Genomic DNA, 16,983 nt, shown 5'->3' with positions numbered 1-16,983 from the left:
TTGAACTGGATGATATTTTTACCTGGCAGGAACCGCGTAAGGTCACCAAGAATCTAACCCTGACCTATGACAAATGTATTTATATGCTTGAACCGACTGAATTAAACCAGAAATTAGTTGGGCAATATATTTCATTTCTAGAGTATCCGGATGGGACTGTGGCCCTCATGCATCAAGGACGAAAGCTCAACTACAGCATCTTCAATAAATTGGCTGGGCTACAGCAAAATGAGATTGTTGAAAATAAACGTTTAGGTTCAGTTCTAGCGCATATTCAACAGCAGCATGAAGCATTGGAAAAACAGAATAAACGTTCAAGAACAAACAAAAGTATGCCAAGTCGTAAAGCTCAGAAAGCCGGTATTGAACAAAGAAAGTTGAATCCTGTGCTTGACTCTTGTCGTTAAAAACAGGACATTTTAAATGGTTTATCGCATAGACATTTTAATTGGTGAATAACACCCATAGTAAAAGTTTTTTAATTTCAATATCTTATGTATATTAAAAAAGCCCATTCATCACCGATTGGGCTTTTTACATGAATTATCATGTTCCACGCCGAATGATGTTTAGATATTTCAGCATATTTAATAGTAAATCTAATCAATGCATTTAAAACGCATACTCAATCACCGCCCGAATTATCCCTAAAACCAAACCAATAAATGCACCAACCACCACACCATTCACACGAATCATATGCAGGTCACCACCGACCTCATTTTCAATCTTGTCGATCATTTCACGCGAATCCCACTCATGGATACGCTCACTAATGAATAGAATCACTTTTTCGCTGTATTGATCACTCAGATTAATCGCAATACCACTGATTTTCTCATTTAAAAGCTCGCGAATGGCTGAGTTAGAGATGATATTTTCACCCAAACGTTGAATCGCAACACGAAGATTTTCTGCAATACCCGAATCAGGTTTCAATAAATCATCACGGACTGCATTGCAGAGAATCACCACAGCACCGCTGATAAAGTTTAAGACTTGAGGGCTATCTAAAAGTGCATCTTTGGTTTCATTTAATCGTGTACTGGCTGTACTTTCAGGGTTTGCCAACTCAAGCATTAAATGCTGACCGATCTCTTCAATTTTTTGACGCCAAGGGTGTTCAGGGTCAGCCAGCATTGATTCAACACGTTGGATCAGCGAATCAATGGTACGTTGTTGCACATCAATACCAATCCAACTTGCACCTTTGGCCAGTTTCCAAACGCCTAATTCTTTAAAAAGGGTACGGGTCAGTTCATGGGTCTGTTCAGGATGCGTGGTCATCCATTCATGCGCCACATCTAAACCGCGTTGTAGTACATCTTGATGGAAATCGTTTTCGAGGACTGCACGGATCATCTCACTGGCAAGTTGATTGATCTGCGTGCTTTTGACCCATTGCACACTGTTATTTTGAATAAAGCGACCCACTTGCTCTTGCCCCACAAATTCAAAAATTTTAGGCACAGTTTGTTGAATCACTTGCGTGACTTGAGCATTATTTTGTGGATTGGCGAGCCATTTTCCCACAGCGAGACTGATGTCGGTACTGCTTAAACTTTTTTCAACCACCTGAGGAGATAGAAAGTTCTCCTGAACAAAACGACCCATCGATTCAGCAATACGGGCTTTATTACGCGGGATAATTTCAGTGTGATCTTTTAAGAATTTAGGTATTGGAATACGACCAAAAGGATTTCGAAACAGTACCGTAATCGCATACCAATCGGCTAAACCACCGACCACACCCGCTTCAGCAGACAACATTAAAATATGAATCAACCAAACATACTCAGGCATGAGCTTTGCAGCAATCATGAGTGCAATCCACGCACAGACTGCAATAATCAAAGCAATCATGGCGTAGCGTTTACTGCGATTTAAACTCGGTGAAGTATGTTCTTCGGTTTGACTCATCTAAACTCCAATCAATTTTGACAATGAATACTGCAATATTTTAAATGAATCTCATCATTTGGTCGGTGCAATCACAGGCTGTGGTTGTAAAACCTGACCTGTGGTACTGACGCCATATTTTTGCCCTAAGCTTTGTAAAATGAGACCTGCATCAAAAGCATCTGTCGGGGCAGATTTTTTATCTTTAAAGCATTGAATCGTATAAGAGACTTGAACAGGGTCAACATTGACCACTTGAGGTATGTCGTAATACGGATCATAAAACCCCGGGTGACGTCGATAGCCATAACCCCAAGGCGACATCATCGGCACTGGATAAACCACGGCTTGACGAGGAGGCTGTTGGTTGCGATTACTTGGATCATCCATAACTTTAAAATACTGAAAGCCTTTTAAGACTGTTGTTTGAGCTGATTTTAACAGGGCAATTTCTTCCGCGCTCCCAAAGCTCATATTGGAATGTCCTTGGAAACTGACCCGAAAAGTCTGCTCATTCAAAGGTGTGGTACTGAATTGACCCAATTGATCGAAGGTACGAGGCTGTGAAGGTGTCGTCACACAACCTGAAAGCACCATTACAGCTCCAATTGAAACACCAAGAAGTGATAATTTTATTTTATTCATTATTGGATGATGCATTGAATGACTCCCGAAATCAGCAGTAGGGTGCAAATGAATAGGCTCTGTCTAAATCATAGCAATTAAATCATTAGGACAACACATAATCGCGAGCTTTAGCTTAGGTCTATCCATAAGCAAAATATTTAAAAGCTACTGTTGGGTTGAGTTAAAAATTCGATTTCCTCAGCGGTTGATTCACGTTCCAAAATTTCATTTCGATGTGGATAACGCCCGAAACGATCAATAATCACTTTATGCTTTTTCTCAAAATCGAGATTGATTGGATTACCTAGTGCTTCAAATAGTTGAAGTGCTTGCTCATGAATAATTTTGGATTCACTGTGCATAAAAGGCATATATAAGAATGATCGCTGTTCAGGTGTAAGCTCTATATCTAAATCTAAACGAATGGCTTCTTGAGCAAGTGAAAGTGCCAAAGGATCTTGTGCAAACGCAGCAGGGTGATCACGGAATAGATTACGAGAAAATTGATCAAGCACAATAATTTCAGCCAAGCGCCCGTCAGCAGTTTCACGCCATGTCCAAAGTTCACAGCGCATGGCTTGTTGTAAGGTATGACCAAATTTTTCTTCAATCTCTAAGTCAAAGTCTTCACTTTTACTAAACCAAAATTCTTTATTTTCAGGATCGAACCAAAAATCTAGGACTTGTTTATAATTCATATTATTTACAGTTCTTTAAAGGCATTACATGCATAAAATCACAAATTTCTAACGTCATAAAGTTAAACTTTGTGATAAACAATAAACAAATTATAAAGTGAGTTGGGTTGAATTGTGGATCGCAATGTCATACTGATCGATAATTCACGCTATACTTGATATAAATCAAACATTTTGTTTAAAGCCGTCTTAAAGATAAGCGAGTCCGTAAATGAGTCAACCCGAATCAATTTTTCAATCTTCATTACCAAATTGGGTGGATTCGACATTATTTAAGGGAATGTTACGCGGAATAGAGCGTGAAAGTTTGCGCATGCAAAGTAATGGTTTTTTGTCGCAAAAAGATCATCCTAAAGCGCTTGGCTCAGCATTAACTCATCCCCATATCACCACAGATTATTCTGAAGCGTTGATGGAGTTTATTACACCGCCACAAGAGACGATTCCACAGGCTTTAAATTATTTAAAAGATATACATGCTGTAGCACATCGCCATTTAGAAGATGGTGAGAAGTTATGGCCATTGTCTATGCCGTGCATGTTAGATGATGACGAAGAAAGTATCCGTCTTGCAGAATATGGTACGTCTAATGTAGGACGCTTTAAAACCTTATATCGTAAAGGTTTAGGCGTACGTTATGGACGTCGAATGCAGACCATTTCAGGTGTGCATTACAATGTGTCATTTCCAGATCAGTTGTTTGAAGAATTACAAAAACATGAATGGAATCCTGATCTGAAATCCTTAAATTTGCAAGATTATCGTAGTCATCGTTACTTCGGTTTGATTCGTAACTTTATCCGTTTAACGCCTTTAGTGATGTATCTGATTGGCGCTAGTCCTGCGGTCTGTCGCTGTTTTATGACTGGACGTGAGCATCATTTATTGCCATTGGTCAAAGGGACATTACATTTACCGTATGCGACGGCTTTACGCATGGGCAACTTTGGCTATCAAAACTCGGCACAAAAAGAGCTGGGGATTCACTATAACAACTTGCCCGATTATTTAGTGGGTTTACAACAAGCAGTGAATACGCCGTATAGCCCATTTTCACATTTGGGTCTGCAAGACAAAATGGGTGAGCCTACGCAAATTAATGATCATGTGCTCCAAATTGAAAATGAATACTATAGTTTAGTTCGTCCTAAACAAGTGCCTCTTGCAGGAGAGACGCCTTCGCAAGCCTTGGCAAATCGTGGCGTGGGTTATGTTGAACTTCGTGCTGTCGATGTGAACCCGTATAGTGCGATTGGTATTGATGAAGACACCGCAGGCTTCCTTGAAGTATTGGCACTATATTGTCTGATGCAAGACAGTCCTGAATTGTATGATCCAGAATTAGAAGATATCGAGAAAAACCAAGCGGAAGTGGTCAATCGTGGACGTGCACCCAATGCCGTGATTCTTGAACATAAGAAGCAAGTTCCGATTTTAAAATGGATCGGTCAGCATCTTGCTCAGATGCAATCTTTGGCGCGATTACTCAACCAAACTTATTCAAGCCGAATTTATACCCAAGCCTTGGAAACCATGCAGCAACGTATTCATAAAGTGGATGAAACATTGTCGGCTAAAGTGATTCAAGATACTTTGAGTCATAAAGGTACTTGGAATTTTGGTAGTGAGATGGCGAATCAACATGCCCAAAGCTATGAAACGCATGTGTTGAAGCCTGAGACCATAGAATATTTTGACGGGCTTGCACAAAGCTCATTACAAAAACAACAGCAACTTGAACAAGAATGTACTCAATCTTTTGATGAGTATTTAACTGCGTTCAGATAATTGAAAAGAGGGTATTCCATGCAATGGAATAATTACCGTGTTATCAGTGGATTGTTATTTTTAGCCAGTGTCATTGGGATGGCATTTGCGTTGTACCTTGAGCATTTTCGGGGCTTTAGTCCGTGCCCGCTGTGTGTATTTCAACGCGTTGGATTGATTGGCTTGGGTGTGATTTCTTTGATCGCCTTTGTTCATTATCCAAAACACAATGGATTAAAACGTGGCTATGCATTGCTTGGAACCATTTCTATTTTATGGTCAGCAGGGGTTGCTGCGCGTCATGTGTGGTTGCAGAACTTACCGCCTGATCAAGTCCCAAGTTGTGGCCCAGGTTTAGATTATTGGCTAGAAACATTGCCTTTAAAATCTGTTTTTGATCAGGTGCTGAAAGGCTCTGGTGAATGTGCAGTGGTGGATTGGACTTTCTTGGGTCAATCCTTGCCTGTGTGGTCACTGGTGTTTTTTAGTGGGCTTGCAGTTGTCAGTATCTGGCAGATCTTTAGAAAATATCCTTAATTTAAAAAAGCCAGCGTATTGCTGGTTTTTTTTAATGCTACTGGATTGGGGACGCTTGTTAAGTCTGAACAATCCCTTCCATACTTTCGAGTTTGATCAAATATTTTTGAATCTGTGCTTCTGCAATATCATCATGATGCGGGTAGAACCAACGCGCAATTTGTTCTGCCACACTGGAATGATATTGGATTTCCATATGGTTTAAACCATAAAAAACAGCCTTATGCGACTCAGGTAATTTGAGTTGAAAACGTGGATTCGGATGTTCGCCCAAGGCACTTTTCACACTCACCAAATAGTCACCAATGACTTTTCGCGTACGATTTTTACGGGTTTCATTCTCAATTGTTCCTGCGACCAAAAACGTATTGATATGAGAGGGAAGTGGAGCTGGTTTGCGATTATCATCAATCATGCCGATACGCGCATCATTATGTTCCCAATCATCATCACGAACGCTGCCATGACGTAAATCCAAAATACCATTACTGCGAATATTAACGAAATGACCTGCCAAATTCACAATCGGAAATTGACCTACTTTTTCTTGGATAGCAAAACCAATCCGTTCTAATACTGCGCCGTGATGTGGCGAGCCTAAACACACCAAGTTTTCAGCCATATGAAACCATTGATGCAAGTTTTGCTTACCGTAAAATAAAGCACTGCGTGAGACTAAGCCACCCATACTGTGCCCAATCAAATCAATACTGGTAATTCTTGGATTTTGTTTGACCAAATCTTCAAGCAGATTGGCTAAAGCACGACCATTGGTAGAGATCCGTCGCCCCGTGTTGTAATGCAAATACAACATCGTGTTGTTATCGCGTTGCGCTAATAATTTCTCTCCAATGCCGCCGTAGTTGCGATTGGTCCAGTCCAAATGGTTCATACATAACCCATGACTAAAAATCACAATACGTCCAGACAAATCACCTTGTTGTAATTCGCCATAATGGTCATAAAGATTAGAAGATAAAGCCAGAGGGTTTTGATTCTTAAGTAGATAATCTCCAATAACACCATTGAGTGCACTCACCAAAAAAATCATTTTTGGCGTTAAAGGTTTGTCATGTAACCTTGGAAATTGATCGATGATTTTACGTAGCGTAGGCGCTAGAAAATAACTACCGTAATTCAGGAGTGTGCTGTATGAAAAATCATAAAACTTTTTGACATAAGATTTTTTTTGGAATTCTTGTGATTTTTTCTTACTGAGACCGAAAATACTGAGCAACATTTCACGTTGTAAGGATTGAATTAGATTTTGAACAGCTTGATGTAGCGGTGTACTCACCAGTTGTGCCAAACCTTCCAATACGTCAGCTTGGCTAGGAGGAGATCTGTCCCATTTACAATAGGTTTCGTGGAGCGGAGTTAAACTCGGCATGTGTTTGGTCCTTTTCCAAGATGATCATGCTTAATACTTTCTTTTAAGCCGTAATCATTGTATAAAATCCATTCTAGTTATCTTATGTGGTTCTTCCCGAACATTTTTTTAAAATAACGATGATTGATCAGTTGCACGGTTTTTTTTGTCTGACAAAAGTCGATAATGTACAAAAACCTAACAAATTTGTGAATCTGGTCACATTGAAAATTAAATAAATTCATTTTAAAAATCAATCCAATGGCAATGAATATTATCTACCTCCATGGCTTCAAAAGTAGTGCTTTATCGATTAAAGGACAACAGTTAAAACACTATTTTTTGAGTCATTCACAGGTGAATGTACATTTGCCTGATCTTAATCAACCACCTGATCAGGTTATGCAGAATGTATCGAATTTGATTGAGTCTTTGGATGAAGTTGTCTTGGTCGGGAGTAGCTTAGGTGGTTTTTATGCGACACAACTGGTCGCCAAATACAGCATACCTGCTGTTTTAATTAATCCGGCTATGCGACCATGGCAACTCTTTCGAAATTTATTTGGTGAAGGCTTACTGCCATTTGCAGTGACCCCTGAATGGACTTTGGATCATGCACAACTTGATCAATTACAACAGATGGCTGTGCCGTTTGTGCAAGATGCAGACAAAATTTTAGTTTTACTGCAACAAGGTGATGAAGTTTTGGATTATCGTGAAGCTCAGCGTTATTATAGTCGCGCTCAATTTAGCTCATTGGTGATCACAGAGAGCAAGGGCAATCATGCGATGGATAATTTCGCATACAAAATACCGATGGTCTATCAGTTTTTATCGGACTGCATACAATAAGGAAACAGTACAACGTGTCTCAATATACGGCTCAATCACTTGAAGTTCTATCTGGTTTAGATCCGGTTCGTCGCCGTCCCGGCATGTACACCGATACCACGCGTCCAAACCATTTGGCGCAAGAAGTTATTGATAACTCAGTCGATGAGGCACTGGCTGGACACGCCAATAAAATAACCGTCACGGTATATAAAGATGGCTCATTATCTGTGGAAGATAACGGTCGCGGGATGCCTGTCGATATTCACCCTGAATATGGTCAAAGTGGGATTGAGATTATCCTGACTAAACTCCATGCAGGGGGTAAATTTAGTACCGATAACTACCAATTTTCAGGTGGTCTGCATGGGGTCGGGATTTCAGTGGTAAATGCACTATCGACCCGTGTTGAAGTTGAAGTGCAGCGTCAGGGTAACCTGTACAAAATGGCATTTGAACAAGGTGTACCTGTTTCAGAACTCGAAGTATTCGAGGGCAAAGCACCGAAACGTGCTTCAGGTACTTCAGTACATTTTTGGCCTGAGGCTAAATATTTTGATTCACCCAAATTTGCTTTAAAAGCACTCAAGCATAATCTAAAAGCCAAAGCTGTATTGGCTGCGGGTTTGCAGATTAGCTATATCGATCAAATCAACGATGAAAAAATCGTGTGGCAGTTTGAAAATGGTTTAGTCGATTATTTGATGGATGAATTGGAAGACCGTGAGATTCTTCCTAGTCCTGCTTTTGTTGCAACGGGTCATGCAGAACGTGCGAGTGCTGAATTTGCGATTTGTTGGAATGCTGAAGGTGGTGAACAGATCCAAGAAAGTTATGTGAACCTCATTCCCACTGCACAAGGCGGTACGCATGTGAACGGTTTACGTTCAGGTGTCACCGATGCGATGCGTGAGTTTTGTGAATTGCGAAATTTATTACCCCGTAATTTAAAACTCGCCGCTGAAGATGTTTGGGATGGGGTGAACTACATTCTTTCACTCAAGTTCCAAGAGCCACAGTTTTCAGGACAAACCAAAGAACGACTTTCGAGCCGTGAAGCGTCTGGTGTGGTACTCAATATTGCCAAAGATGCCTTTGCATTGTGGCTGAACCAAAACTCTGAAATTGCGATGCAACTCGCGGAACTGGTGATTGCCAAAGCAGGTCGTCGTTTAAAAGCTTCGAAAAAAATTGAACGTAAGAAGATTGTGGCAGGTCCGACTTTACCCGGTAAATTATCCGACTGTGTCGGACATGATCTAGATCAATCTGAGCTGTTTATTGTGGAAGGAGATTCAGCCGGTGGTTCAGCCAAACAAGCCCGTGACAAGAACTTCCAAGCGATCATGCCAATTCGCGGTAAGATCTTAAATACTTGGGAAGTCTCATCAGATGAGGTCTTGGCTTCTCAGGAAGTACATAACATTGCGATTGCGATCGGGGTCGATCCCGGTTCTGATGATCTTTCAGAATTACGCTACGGCAAGATTTGTATCTTGGCCGATGCCGATTCAGATGGTTTACATATTGCGACCTTATTGTGCGCACTGTTCGTGAAGCATTTTCCAACGTTGGTGGAAGCCGGTCATTTGTATGTAGCGATGCCGCCACTATATCGTATCGATGACAATAAAGATGTGCACTATGCGTTAGATGATGCCGAACTTGAAGGAATTTTGAAAAAAGTCAAAAGCAAATCTCCACAAATTACCCGATTTAAAGGTCTGGGTGAGATGAACGCCAGTCAACTGCGTGAAACAACGCTTGATCCAAATACGCGTCGTTTGGTGCAATTGGATTTGGATGATAGCCATTTTACAGCGGGTTTACTCGATAAATTACTTGCGAAGAAACGTTCAGGTGATCGTAAAGAATGGTTGGAACAGAAGGGTAATTTGGCGGATATCGTCGTTTAATGCAGATTTATCCTTCACCAGATGACATAGAAGAGATGAAGCGGAAAAGCGTTGATCCTTTGATGATTGCCGATGCTGAAGAAACGCTGTTTTTATGGCAGATGATGGAGGAGATTCAGGTGCAAATTGAATGCGCATTTGCCAATATCACGCTTGGTGAAGGTATTGGCTTATGGCAAGCTCAAGGTATAGATGATTATAAGAGCTCAGCCGAATGTATTGCTTTGCGTCAGCATGATGAACAATTAGATTGGTCTAAAATTCCGATTCAGGATTTAAATGACTGCTATAGCAGTTTAAGCTTTTTTGATGCTGAAGGAATCCGTTTTCATCTACCTGCTTTTTTACTCGCAGATCTGCGTGGTGAGTGGCATTTTGATCTGGCTTTTTATTTGTGTGGATCCTATGATCAAATACAGAAATTTGCAATGTTGAATCAGCAACAGTACGAAGCTGTCAGAGCGTATTTAAGATGGATAGCTCACGATAGAGATTCGGAGTTTTATCGAGATATGATTCTGAAAGAATTAAAAGATGGTTACTGGTCGAGTTAAATGTTAAGCCCACGGACGTGGGTTTTTTTACATCTAAATTGCGCTTAATTTGTGCATCACTTTAAATAAAGTGATTACAAAAGAGCGAAAACGGAAATGATGAATGCAATGTTGTATACAAGGTTGTATTCATTTTTACACATCAGCGTCGCTTGAAAATAAGTTTAAGTCTATTATTTTTCTATTATTACAATATTGATTTCTCTCATTAAAATATATTTTTAGATTTCTTTGTTTGATTGTAGTTTTCCGCTTTGGCATAGAAATTGAATTGTCTCACCTGATTCAAAACCAAATTCATGCATGTTTATGCATCACTCGCTTTGGAGTAAATCAGATGTTTCAACAAAAAATATTTTCAAAAACATTACTCGCAACTGCAATGTTGGGGAGCATTGCTTTAACAGGGTGTTCGAAGTCGACTGAAAAAACGGAGACTTCATCAGTAGATGCATCAGCACCAGTGACATCTGGAGAGACGATTAAAGTCGGGATTCTACATTCATTGTCTGGAACCATGGCGATTTCAGAAACATCATTGAAAGACACGGCGTTGATGACGATCAATGAAATCAATGCGAGTGGCGGTGTTTTGGGCAAAAAACTTGAACCTGTCGTGGTTGATCCTGCATCGGATTGGCCTTTATTTGCAGAGCGTGCGCGTCAGTTACTCACACAAGATAAAGTCGCCGTTATTTTTGGGGCATGGACATCGGTGTCGCGTAAATCAGTGCTTCCTGTGGTTGAAGAGCTCAATGGTTTGATGTTCTACCCAGTGCAATATGAAGGGCAGGAGCAGTCTAAAAATATTTTCTATACTGGTGCAGCACCGAACCAGCAGGCGATTCCTGCGGTTGAATACCTCATGAGTGAAGAAGGCGGTAAAGCGGAACGTTTTGTGCTGTTGGGGACAGACTATGTTTATCCGAGAACGACCAATAAAATCTTACGCGCATTCTTAAAGTCAAAAGGCATTGCTGAAGCTGACATTATGGAAGAGTACACACCATTTAGTCACAGCAACTATCAAACTATTGTCGGCAATATTAAGAAATTCTCAGCAGGTAAAAAGACCGCAGTAATCTCCACCATCAATGGTGACTCGAATGTGCCGTTCTACCGTGAACTGGGTAATCAGGGCATTAAAGCATCTGATATTCCAGTCATGGCATTTTCTGTCGGTGAAGAAGAATTACGCGGTATTGATACCAAGCCATTGGTTGGACATTTAGCGGCATGGAATTATTTCATGTCTGTTAAAAATCCAACGAACCAAAAATTTATTGAAAAATACAAAAAATTTGCGGTTGAGTACAAACTGCCAAATGCAAACAAAGTCGTAACCAATGATCCGATGGAGGCTACTTATGTCGGCATCCATATGTGGAAACAGGCGGTCGAAAAAGCAGGTTCGACTGACGTGGATAAAGTTCGTGACGCGATGGCAGGTCAAAGCTTTACTGCGCCATCGGGTTATACCTTGAAAATGGATGAAAGCAATCATCATTTACATAAACCGGTCATGATTGGTGAAATCCGTGCTGATGGTCAGTTTGACGTGGTGTATAAAACGCCAAATGTGATTAAAGCGGAGCCATGGAGCCCATACATTCCGAAATAACGTTATTGAGCTTATTGCATCCGCGATAGGCTTTTTGTCTTTTAATTCCGTTTTCGGAAAAATACTCTCTATCGGGAGGTTCGATATGAAAATTCAAATAAAGTTCGCAAACTTTCTCTTTATTTTTATTCAAATATTTCTGCTTCAATCTGTTTCCGCACAAAATACGTTTAGCACGACTGAACAATCTGCTTTAACTCAAGATGTGGCAAGCATCTCTGTTTCAACCAATGGCGATGTGATCCAACAATTTGTTAAAGCAGATTTTTCACAGCGACGCGCGATGCTAAATCAATGGCCTGCCAGCATTGCAGAACTGGATCAACTGGTCAGTTATATTGATCAAAATGAACTCTATAGCGATGGTTCAGGTCAAACTTATATTTTAAAAAATAATGAAAACTTATTGGGCTATCCACAGCTTGAAAAAATTGAAACTTGGCCAGCAGATTTATCGCAAGTGACTTTGGTCAATACCCTGCGAAAAGCACTGAACTTTGGTCAAGCGAAGCTCAAGCTTCAGTCGAAAGAGTCGTCTCAGCGTTTAGATGCGATTGATATTTTGGAAAATAATTTAACTGAAATTGACTCAGCTATGTTGAAAGAACTGTATTTGAGTGAAAACAATAACAAGGTGAAAGCGCGTTTAGCACAGCTCATGGCACGACTCGATTACAACAGTCCTAATGTTTTAGACAAAATTCGAGCTGTCAACGTACTTAAACAATCGAATCGTCCCGATGTTTTAGCCATGATCGAACAGGAGCTGAGTCAGCCCAATCTGAACCCCGAATTAAAAGCAGCCTTAATCGATGCAAAAGGGAGCATTAAAACCAAACTCCAAGCCAGTGAATGGACGGGTTATGTTTTTTCAGGTTTGAGTACAGCCAGTATTTTACTGCTTGCTGCGCTGGGTTTAGCCATTACCTATGGGTTACTTGGTGTGATTAATATGGCGCATGGCGAGTTAATCATGATTGGTGCCTATACCACTTACGTCATTCAAAGCCTGTTTAAAACCCATTTAGCCGCTTATGTCGATTGGTATTTAATTATTGCCATTCCTGCTGCCTTTCTGGTCAGTGCTTTGATTGGTATGTTGATTGAACGCACCATTATTCGTCCGCTGTATGGTCGTCAGTTGGAAACCTTATTGGCAACCTTTGGGGTCAGCTTAATTCTGATGCAGTTGGTACGCATGATTTTTGGGGCTCAAAATGTTGAAGTGTCTAATATTTCGTGGTTGTCGGGGGGCATCTCGATTACGCCAAGTTTAATGTTGCCCTATAACCGAATTGCGATTATTGGGTTCACCATTGCTGTTCTGCTTCTACTGGTTTATTTACTGAATAAAACCCGATTCGGTCTGTTCGTTCGTGCAGTCACGCAAAACCGTCAAATGGCACGTGCTGTGGGTATACGTTCGAGTCGTATTGACATGATGGCCTTTGGCTTAGGCTCAGGACTGGCTGGTCTTGCAGGCTGTGCCTTGGCACAGGTCGGTAACGTGGGGCCTGATTTGGGTCAAAACTACATTATCGATGCCTTCCTTGTGGTCGTGGTCGGTGGTGTGGGTCAAGTGTGGGGCGCCGTCTTTGCAGCACTCGGTTTAGGGATCAGTGGCACTGTGCTTGAAATTGGCATGGGTGCAGTCCTTGCCAAAATTATTCTGTTGGTTCTTGTGATTTTGTTTATTCAAAAACGCCCACAAGGTTTGTTTGCCATCAAAGGCCGTTTTGTGGAGTAAGACTATGAAAATCACCTCATTATTATCCGATAAGCCCTACAGCGCGGTTGCCATTGCGGCATGTTTCGTCATTATGCTAATTTTGCCGTGGTTTCATTTATTGCCAAGTGATTCGAGTCTGCATTTATCTGCGTATTGGGTGACTTTAATTGGCAAGATCATGTGTCTCGCACTGGTTGCTCTAGCACTGGATTTGGTTTGGGGCTATGCCGGTATTTTAAGTCTGGGGCATGGCTTGTACTTTGCTTTGGGCGGTTATGCCTTCGGGATGTACTTGATGCGTGAATCAGCAGGTGAGGGCTTGCCTGACTTTATGCGCTTTTTAAGTTGGACGGAATTACCTTGGTATTGGGTCGGCACCGACTATATTTTATGGGCCATGGCACTGGTAATTTTGGTGCCTGGAATCGTTGCATTTATTTTTGGTTACTTTGCATTTCGTTCAAAAATCAAAGGCGTGTATTTCTCCATTATTACCCAAGCCATGACCTTTGCTGCGGCACTGTTGTTTTTTCGTAATGAAACAGGCTTTGGGGGCAATAACGGCTTTACCGGTTTTAAAACCATTTTAGGCATGGATATTACCTCTGCACCGATGCGTGCCAGTCTGTGCTTTATCACGGCTTTGGCACTGTTGTTGTGTTTCATTGGGCTACGGCATTTGATGAATAAACCTTATGGGCGTGTGCTTGGCGCTATTCGTGACAGTGAAAACCGTTTGCAATATTTAGGTTATCGCACACTGTGGTACAAGCTTTCAGCTTGGGTGTTGTCTGCTGTGATTGCAGGAATTGCAGGGGCGCTCTATGTCCCGCAAGCAGGGATTATTAATCCCAGTGAAATGAACCCAGTGAATTCGATTGAAATGGCAGTTTGGGTTGCAGCAGGCGGTCGAGGTACTTTGATTGGACCGATTTTGGGTGCAGGACTGATCAATGGCGTGAAGACCTATTTTACTGTGGCCTACCCTGAAGTGTGGTTATTGATTTTAGGGGCTTTGTTTATTGTGGTGACCATTTTCCTGCCAAAAGGGGTGATTGGTTTATTTGATCGCTTTAAAAAGGAGAAAAACTAAATGTCAGATTTAGTCTTGAACTCACAACAGCATGGCGGTCAGATGGGTGAAGGATACAGTCGCCCTAAAGAAGCAGGACCTGATTTCACCCATGGCATTGCACTGTATTTGGAAAAAGTCAGTGTTTGGTTTGACGCCTTTCGTGCGCTGAATGACTTGTCGCTCTACATCAAAGAAGGGGAGCTGCGCTGCATCATTGGGCCCAATGGTGCAGGTAAAACCACACTGATGGATGTGATTACTGGCAAAACACGTCCAACCGAAGGGACAGCATTTTTTGGTCAAAATTATGATTTAGCCAAGATGAGCACTGAACAAATTGCGGAAGCAGGCATTGGACGTAAATTTCAAAAACCGACTGTGTTTGAAAATTTCACCGTCATGGAAAATCTGTTGCTTGCAGCGCCGAAAAATAAACAGGTTAAAAAGAGTTTTTTTAGTCGCTTGGAACCTGATGCACAGAACGCGTTAGAGGAATCTTTAGCGCAAATCCGCTTAGCCGAATTTGTGAATAAACCTGCGGGCTTACTGTCACATGGTCAAAAACAGTGGCTTGAAATTGGCATGCTACTCATGCAACGTCCTAAACTGATTTTGCTGGATGAACCTGTGGCAGGCATGACCGATGCAGAAACCGAACGAACCGCTGAACTGTGTCTAGAACTCAAAAAAAATCACACTTTGATCGTGGTTGAACATGACATGAGTTTTATCGACACCATCAGTGAAAAAGTCACGGTGCTCGCACAAGGTGCCATATTGGCAGAAGGGACATTGGCAGAAGTACAAGCCAATGAAGACGTGATTGAAAAGTATTTAGGACGTTAAGGAGAGACCATGTTAGAAGTCAAAAACGTCAATCAGTTCTATGGCGGCAGTCATATTTTAAGAGATGTATCTTTGTCTGCACCGCTTGGGGAATGTACTGTGGTACTTGGGCGTAATGGCGTAGGTAAAACCACTTTGCTTAAATGCCTGATGGGAATCTTACCGATCAAGTCAGGGCAGATCCTGTTAAACGGTAAAAATATCTCTAAGCTCAGCCCTGAACAACGGGTTCGAGAAGGTTTGGCTTATGTTCCTCAGGGGCGAGATATTTTTTCGACTTTGACGGTAGAGGAAAATATCTTGATTGGGATGGCGAAATTTTCAGGGGCGAAAACCAGAAAAGTGCCTGAGCATTTGTATGACATTTTTCCTGTGCTTTATGAGATGAAGCATCGCCGTGGTGGGGATTTGTCTGGGGGTCAGCAACAACAATTAGCGATCGCACGTGCCTTGGCATCCGAACCCAAAGTGTTGATCTTAGATGAACCAACTGAGGGGATTCAGCCTTCCATTATTAAAGATATTGGTAAAGTGATTCGTAAGCTTGCCGATGGTGGTGATATGGCGATCGTGCTTGTTGAGCAATTTTATGACTTTGCCGAAGAACTGGCCGATGGATATACGGTGATGTCGCGTGGGCAAGTCGTAGCGCAAGGGGTAGGCAGTGAAATGCCAGAGAAAGGGATTCGAGAGTTGGTGGCGATTTAGATTTTATTTTCTCTTATTTTCATAATGTTATGTGATTCATATAAGATAGTTTGAAATATGAATTTGCATAGCATTAAAGTGCTAATCTTAGAAAATGAATAGAATTCTGAGGTGATGGCGGTGGATGTAGAATTTAATGAATATTTAAATCCAAGATATATTGCTTGTGCCATGATTGAATCACAATCTATTGATTTTGAGTGTTTGGTTAAGTGGGCAGATAGATTAATTGTTATTTTGAACTCACCACCAGAATGGTTGTTTAGTATATCTTTAGGGAGAAATTTGAAGGCTATAGATGATTCAATAAGAAAAAGCCTTGCTGATGAAAATTTATTAGATCATCGTTTAATAGATACTTTATTTATTGGGTTTTCGTATTGTAAATTTAAAAACAAAAAAATAACTTTAGCTAAATTTGAAGACCTTATAGTTGGATATTTTGTCGGAAGTAAGCTTTTATTTAATGAAGATGATCTTATTTTTTATTTTTCTAATATAAATTCAAACTATGAAGTGGTTAGTGAGATCAATTTAGAGTTTGAAAAATCAGAAAATATAAGTAAAAGAGCGGAGGAGTTTTTTTGGGGTAAGGAAATCATAACTTATTTTCATTTTAAGCCTTAATACTCAATTTTTAAATAATCATGCACCTGTCCAAACATTATGTCCAAAATCACAAATAGTTTCTGATTCAGATTGATTTACGCTAATCATATGCCTAATAGTCGGGTTAAATCTAAACCCTACGGTAATCGTAAAATCTTCATAAAAAATAAAATTATTTTGGTATTCAAGCTGAAAA

The 16,983-nt window shown here is 40.8% G+C and carries 15 protein-coding genes and 1 pseudogene; 12 read left to right on the top strand and 4 right to left on the bottom strand.

From position 1 onward, the window contains the following. A pseudogene (locus AC5YCE_RS05715) lies at positions 1 to 407 on the top strand (ISNCY family transposase); the annotation flags it as partial. Positions 408 to 612: 205 nt separating this feature from the next. On the opposite strand, the gene AC5YCE_RS05710 reads toward AC5YCE_RS05715, so the two are convergent. The 3 genes from AC5YCE_RS05710 to AC5YCE_RS05700 all read right to left on the bottom strand — a co-directional run bounded on the left by AC5YCE_RS05710 (position 613) and on the right by AC5YCE_RS05700 (position 3,224). Then, entirely contained in the window at positions 613 to 1,920 is a 1,308-nt protein-coding gene (locus tag AC5YCE_RS05710; protein WP_496171371.1) for a DUF445 domain-containing protein, read from the bottom strand. A gap of 54 nt (positions 1,921 to 1,974) precedes the next feature. Then, positions 1,975 to 2,535, bottom strand: a complete 561-nt coding sequence (locus AC5YCE_RS05705) for a CC0125/CC1285 family lipoprotein (protein WP_496125491.1) — start codon at positions 2,533 to 2,535, stop codon at positions 1,975 to 1,977. 149 nt (positions 2,536 to 2,684) lie between these two features. After that, positions 2,685 to 3,224, bottom strand: a complete 540-nt coding sequence (locus AC5YCE_RS05700) for a DUF924 family protein (protein WP_496125484.1) — start codon at positions 3,222 to 3,224, stop codon at positions 2,685 to 2,687. 211 nt (positions 3,225 to 3,435) lie between these two features. On the opposite strand from AC5YCE_RS05700, the gene gshA reads away from it, so the two are divergent. Next, complete coding sequence (gene gshA, locus AC5YCE_RS05695; RefSeq protein WP_496171370.1) at positions 3,436 to 5,013, top strand: glutamate--cysteine ligase; 1,578 nt, start codon at positions 3,436 to 3,438, stop codon at positions 5,011 to 5,013. An 18-nt stretch (positions 5,014 to 5,031) separates the two neighbouring features. Then, positions 5,032 to 5,529 (top strand): disulfide bond formation protein B, encoded by a 498-nt coding sequence (locus AC5YCE_RS05690; RefSeq protein WP_496171369.1) that lies wholly within the window; start codon positions 5,032 to 5,034, stop codon positions 5,527 to 5,529. 58 nt (positions 5,530 to 5,587) lie between these two features. Here AC5YCE_RS05690 and AC5YCE_RS05685 read toward each other — a convergent pair whose 3' ends face one another. After that, complete coding sequence (locus AC5YCE_RS05685) at positions 5,588 to 6,919, bottom strand: PGAP1-like alpha/beta domain-containing protein (RefSeq protein WP_496171368.1); 1,332 nt, start codon at positions 6,917 to 6,919, stop codon at positions 5,588 to 5,590. Positions 6,920 to 7,165: 246 nt separating this feature from the next. On the opposite strand from AC5YCE_RS05685, the gene AC5YCE_RS05680 reads away from it, so the two are divergent. The 9 genes from AC5YCE_RS05680 to AC5YCE_RS05640 all read left to right on the top strand — a co-directional run bounded on the left by AC5YCE_RS05680 (position 7,166) and on the right by AC5YCE_RS05640 (position 16,805). Then, on the top strand, positions 7,166 to 7,750 hold the full coding sequence (locus AC5YCE_RS05680) for a YqiA/YcfP family alpha/beta fold hydrolase (RefSeq protein ID WP_496171367.1): 585 nt from the start codon (positions 7,166 to 7,168) through the stop codon (positions 7,748 to 7,750). 14 nt (positions 7,751 to 7,764) lie between these two features. After that, positions 7,765 to 9,645 (top strand): DNA topoisomerase IV subunit B, encoded by a 1,881-nt coding sequence (gene parE, locus AC5YCE_RS05675; protein WP_496171366.1) that lies wholly within the window; start codon positions 7,765 to 7,767, stop codon positions 9,643 to 9,645. After that, a complete protein-coding gene (locus tag AC5YCE_RS05670) occupies positions 9,645 to 10,199 on the top strand; it encodes a DUF6714 family protein (RefSeq protein WP_496171365.1) in 555 nt (184 codons plus the stop codon). Before parE ends, AC5YCE_RS05670 begins: the two co-directional genes overlap by 1 nt. Before the next feature lie 337 nt (positions 10,200 to 10,536). Next, entirely contained in the window at positions 10,537 to 11,820 is a 1,284-nt protein-coding gene (urtA, locus tag AC5YCE_RS05665) for an urea ABC transporter substrate-binding protein (RefSeq protein WP_496171364.1), read from the top strand. A gap of 85 nt (positions 11,821 to 11,905) precedes the next feature. Then, positions 11,906 to 13,567, top strand: coding sequence for an urea ABC transporter permease subunit UrtB (gene urtB / locus AC5YCE_RS05660; protein ID WP_496171363.1), 1,662 nt, complete (start codon positions 11,906 to 11,908; stop codon positions 13,565 to 13,567). A 4-nt stretch (positions 13,568 to 13,571) separates the two neighbouring features. Next, positions 13,572 to 14,642, top strand: coding sequence for an urea ABC transporter permease subunit UrtC (urtC, locus tag AC5YCE_RS05655; protein WP_496125476.1), 1,071 nt, complete (start codon positions 13,572 to 13,574; stop codon positions 14,640 to 14,642). Further along, complete coding sequence (gene urtD, locus AC5YCE_RS05650) at positions 14,643 to 15,470, top strand: urea ABC transporter ATP-binding protein UrtD (protein ID WP_496171362.1); 828 nt, start codon at positions 14,643 to 14,645, stop codon at positions 15,468 to 15,470. A gap of 9 nt (positions 15,471 to 15,479) precedes the next feature. Beyond that, complete coding sequence (gene urtE, locus AC5YCE_RS05645) at positions 15,480 to 16,178, top strand: urea ABC transporter ATP-binding subunit UrtE (protein WP_496171361.1); 699 nt, start codon at positions 15,480 to 15,482, stop codon at positions 16,176 to 16,178. 114 nt (positions 16,179 to 16,292) lie between these two features. Continuing rightward, on the top strand, positions 16,293 to 16,805 hold the full coding sequence (locus AC5YCE_RS05640; protein ID WP_496171360.1) for a hypothetical protein: 513 nt from the start codon (positions 16,293 to 16,295) through the stop codon (positions 16,803 to 16,805). Positions 16,806 to 16,983: the final 178 nt, after the last annotated feature.

It is taken from the genome of Acinetobacter sp. CY79 (genome assembly GCF_059515845.1).
Note: the sequence above shows the minus strand (reverse complement) of the source record. Positions and strands in the feature narration are given on the sequence as shown.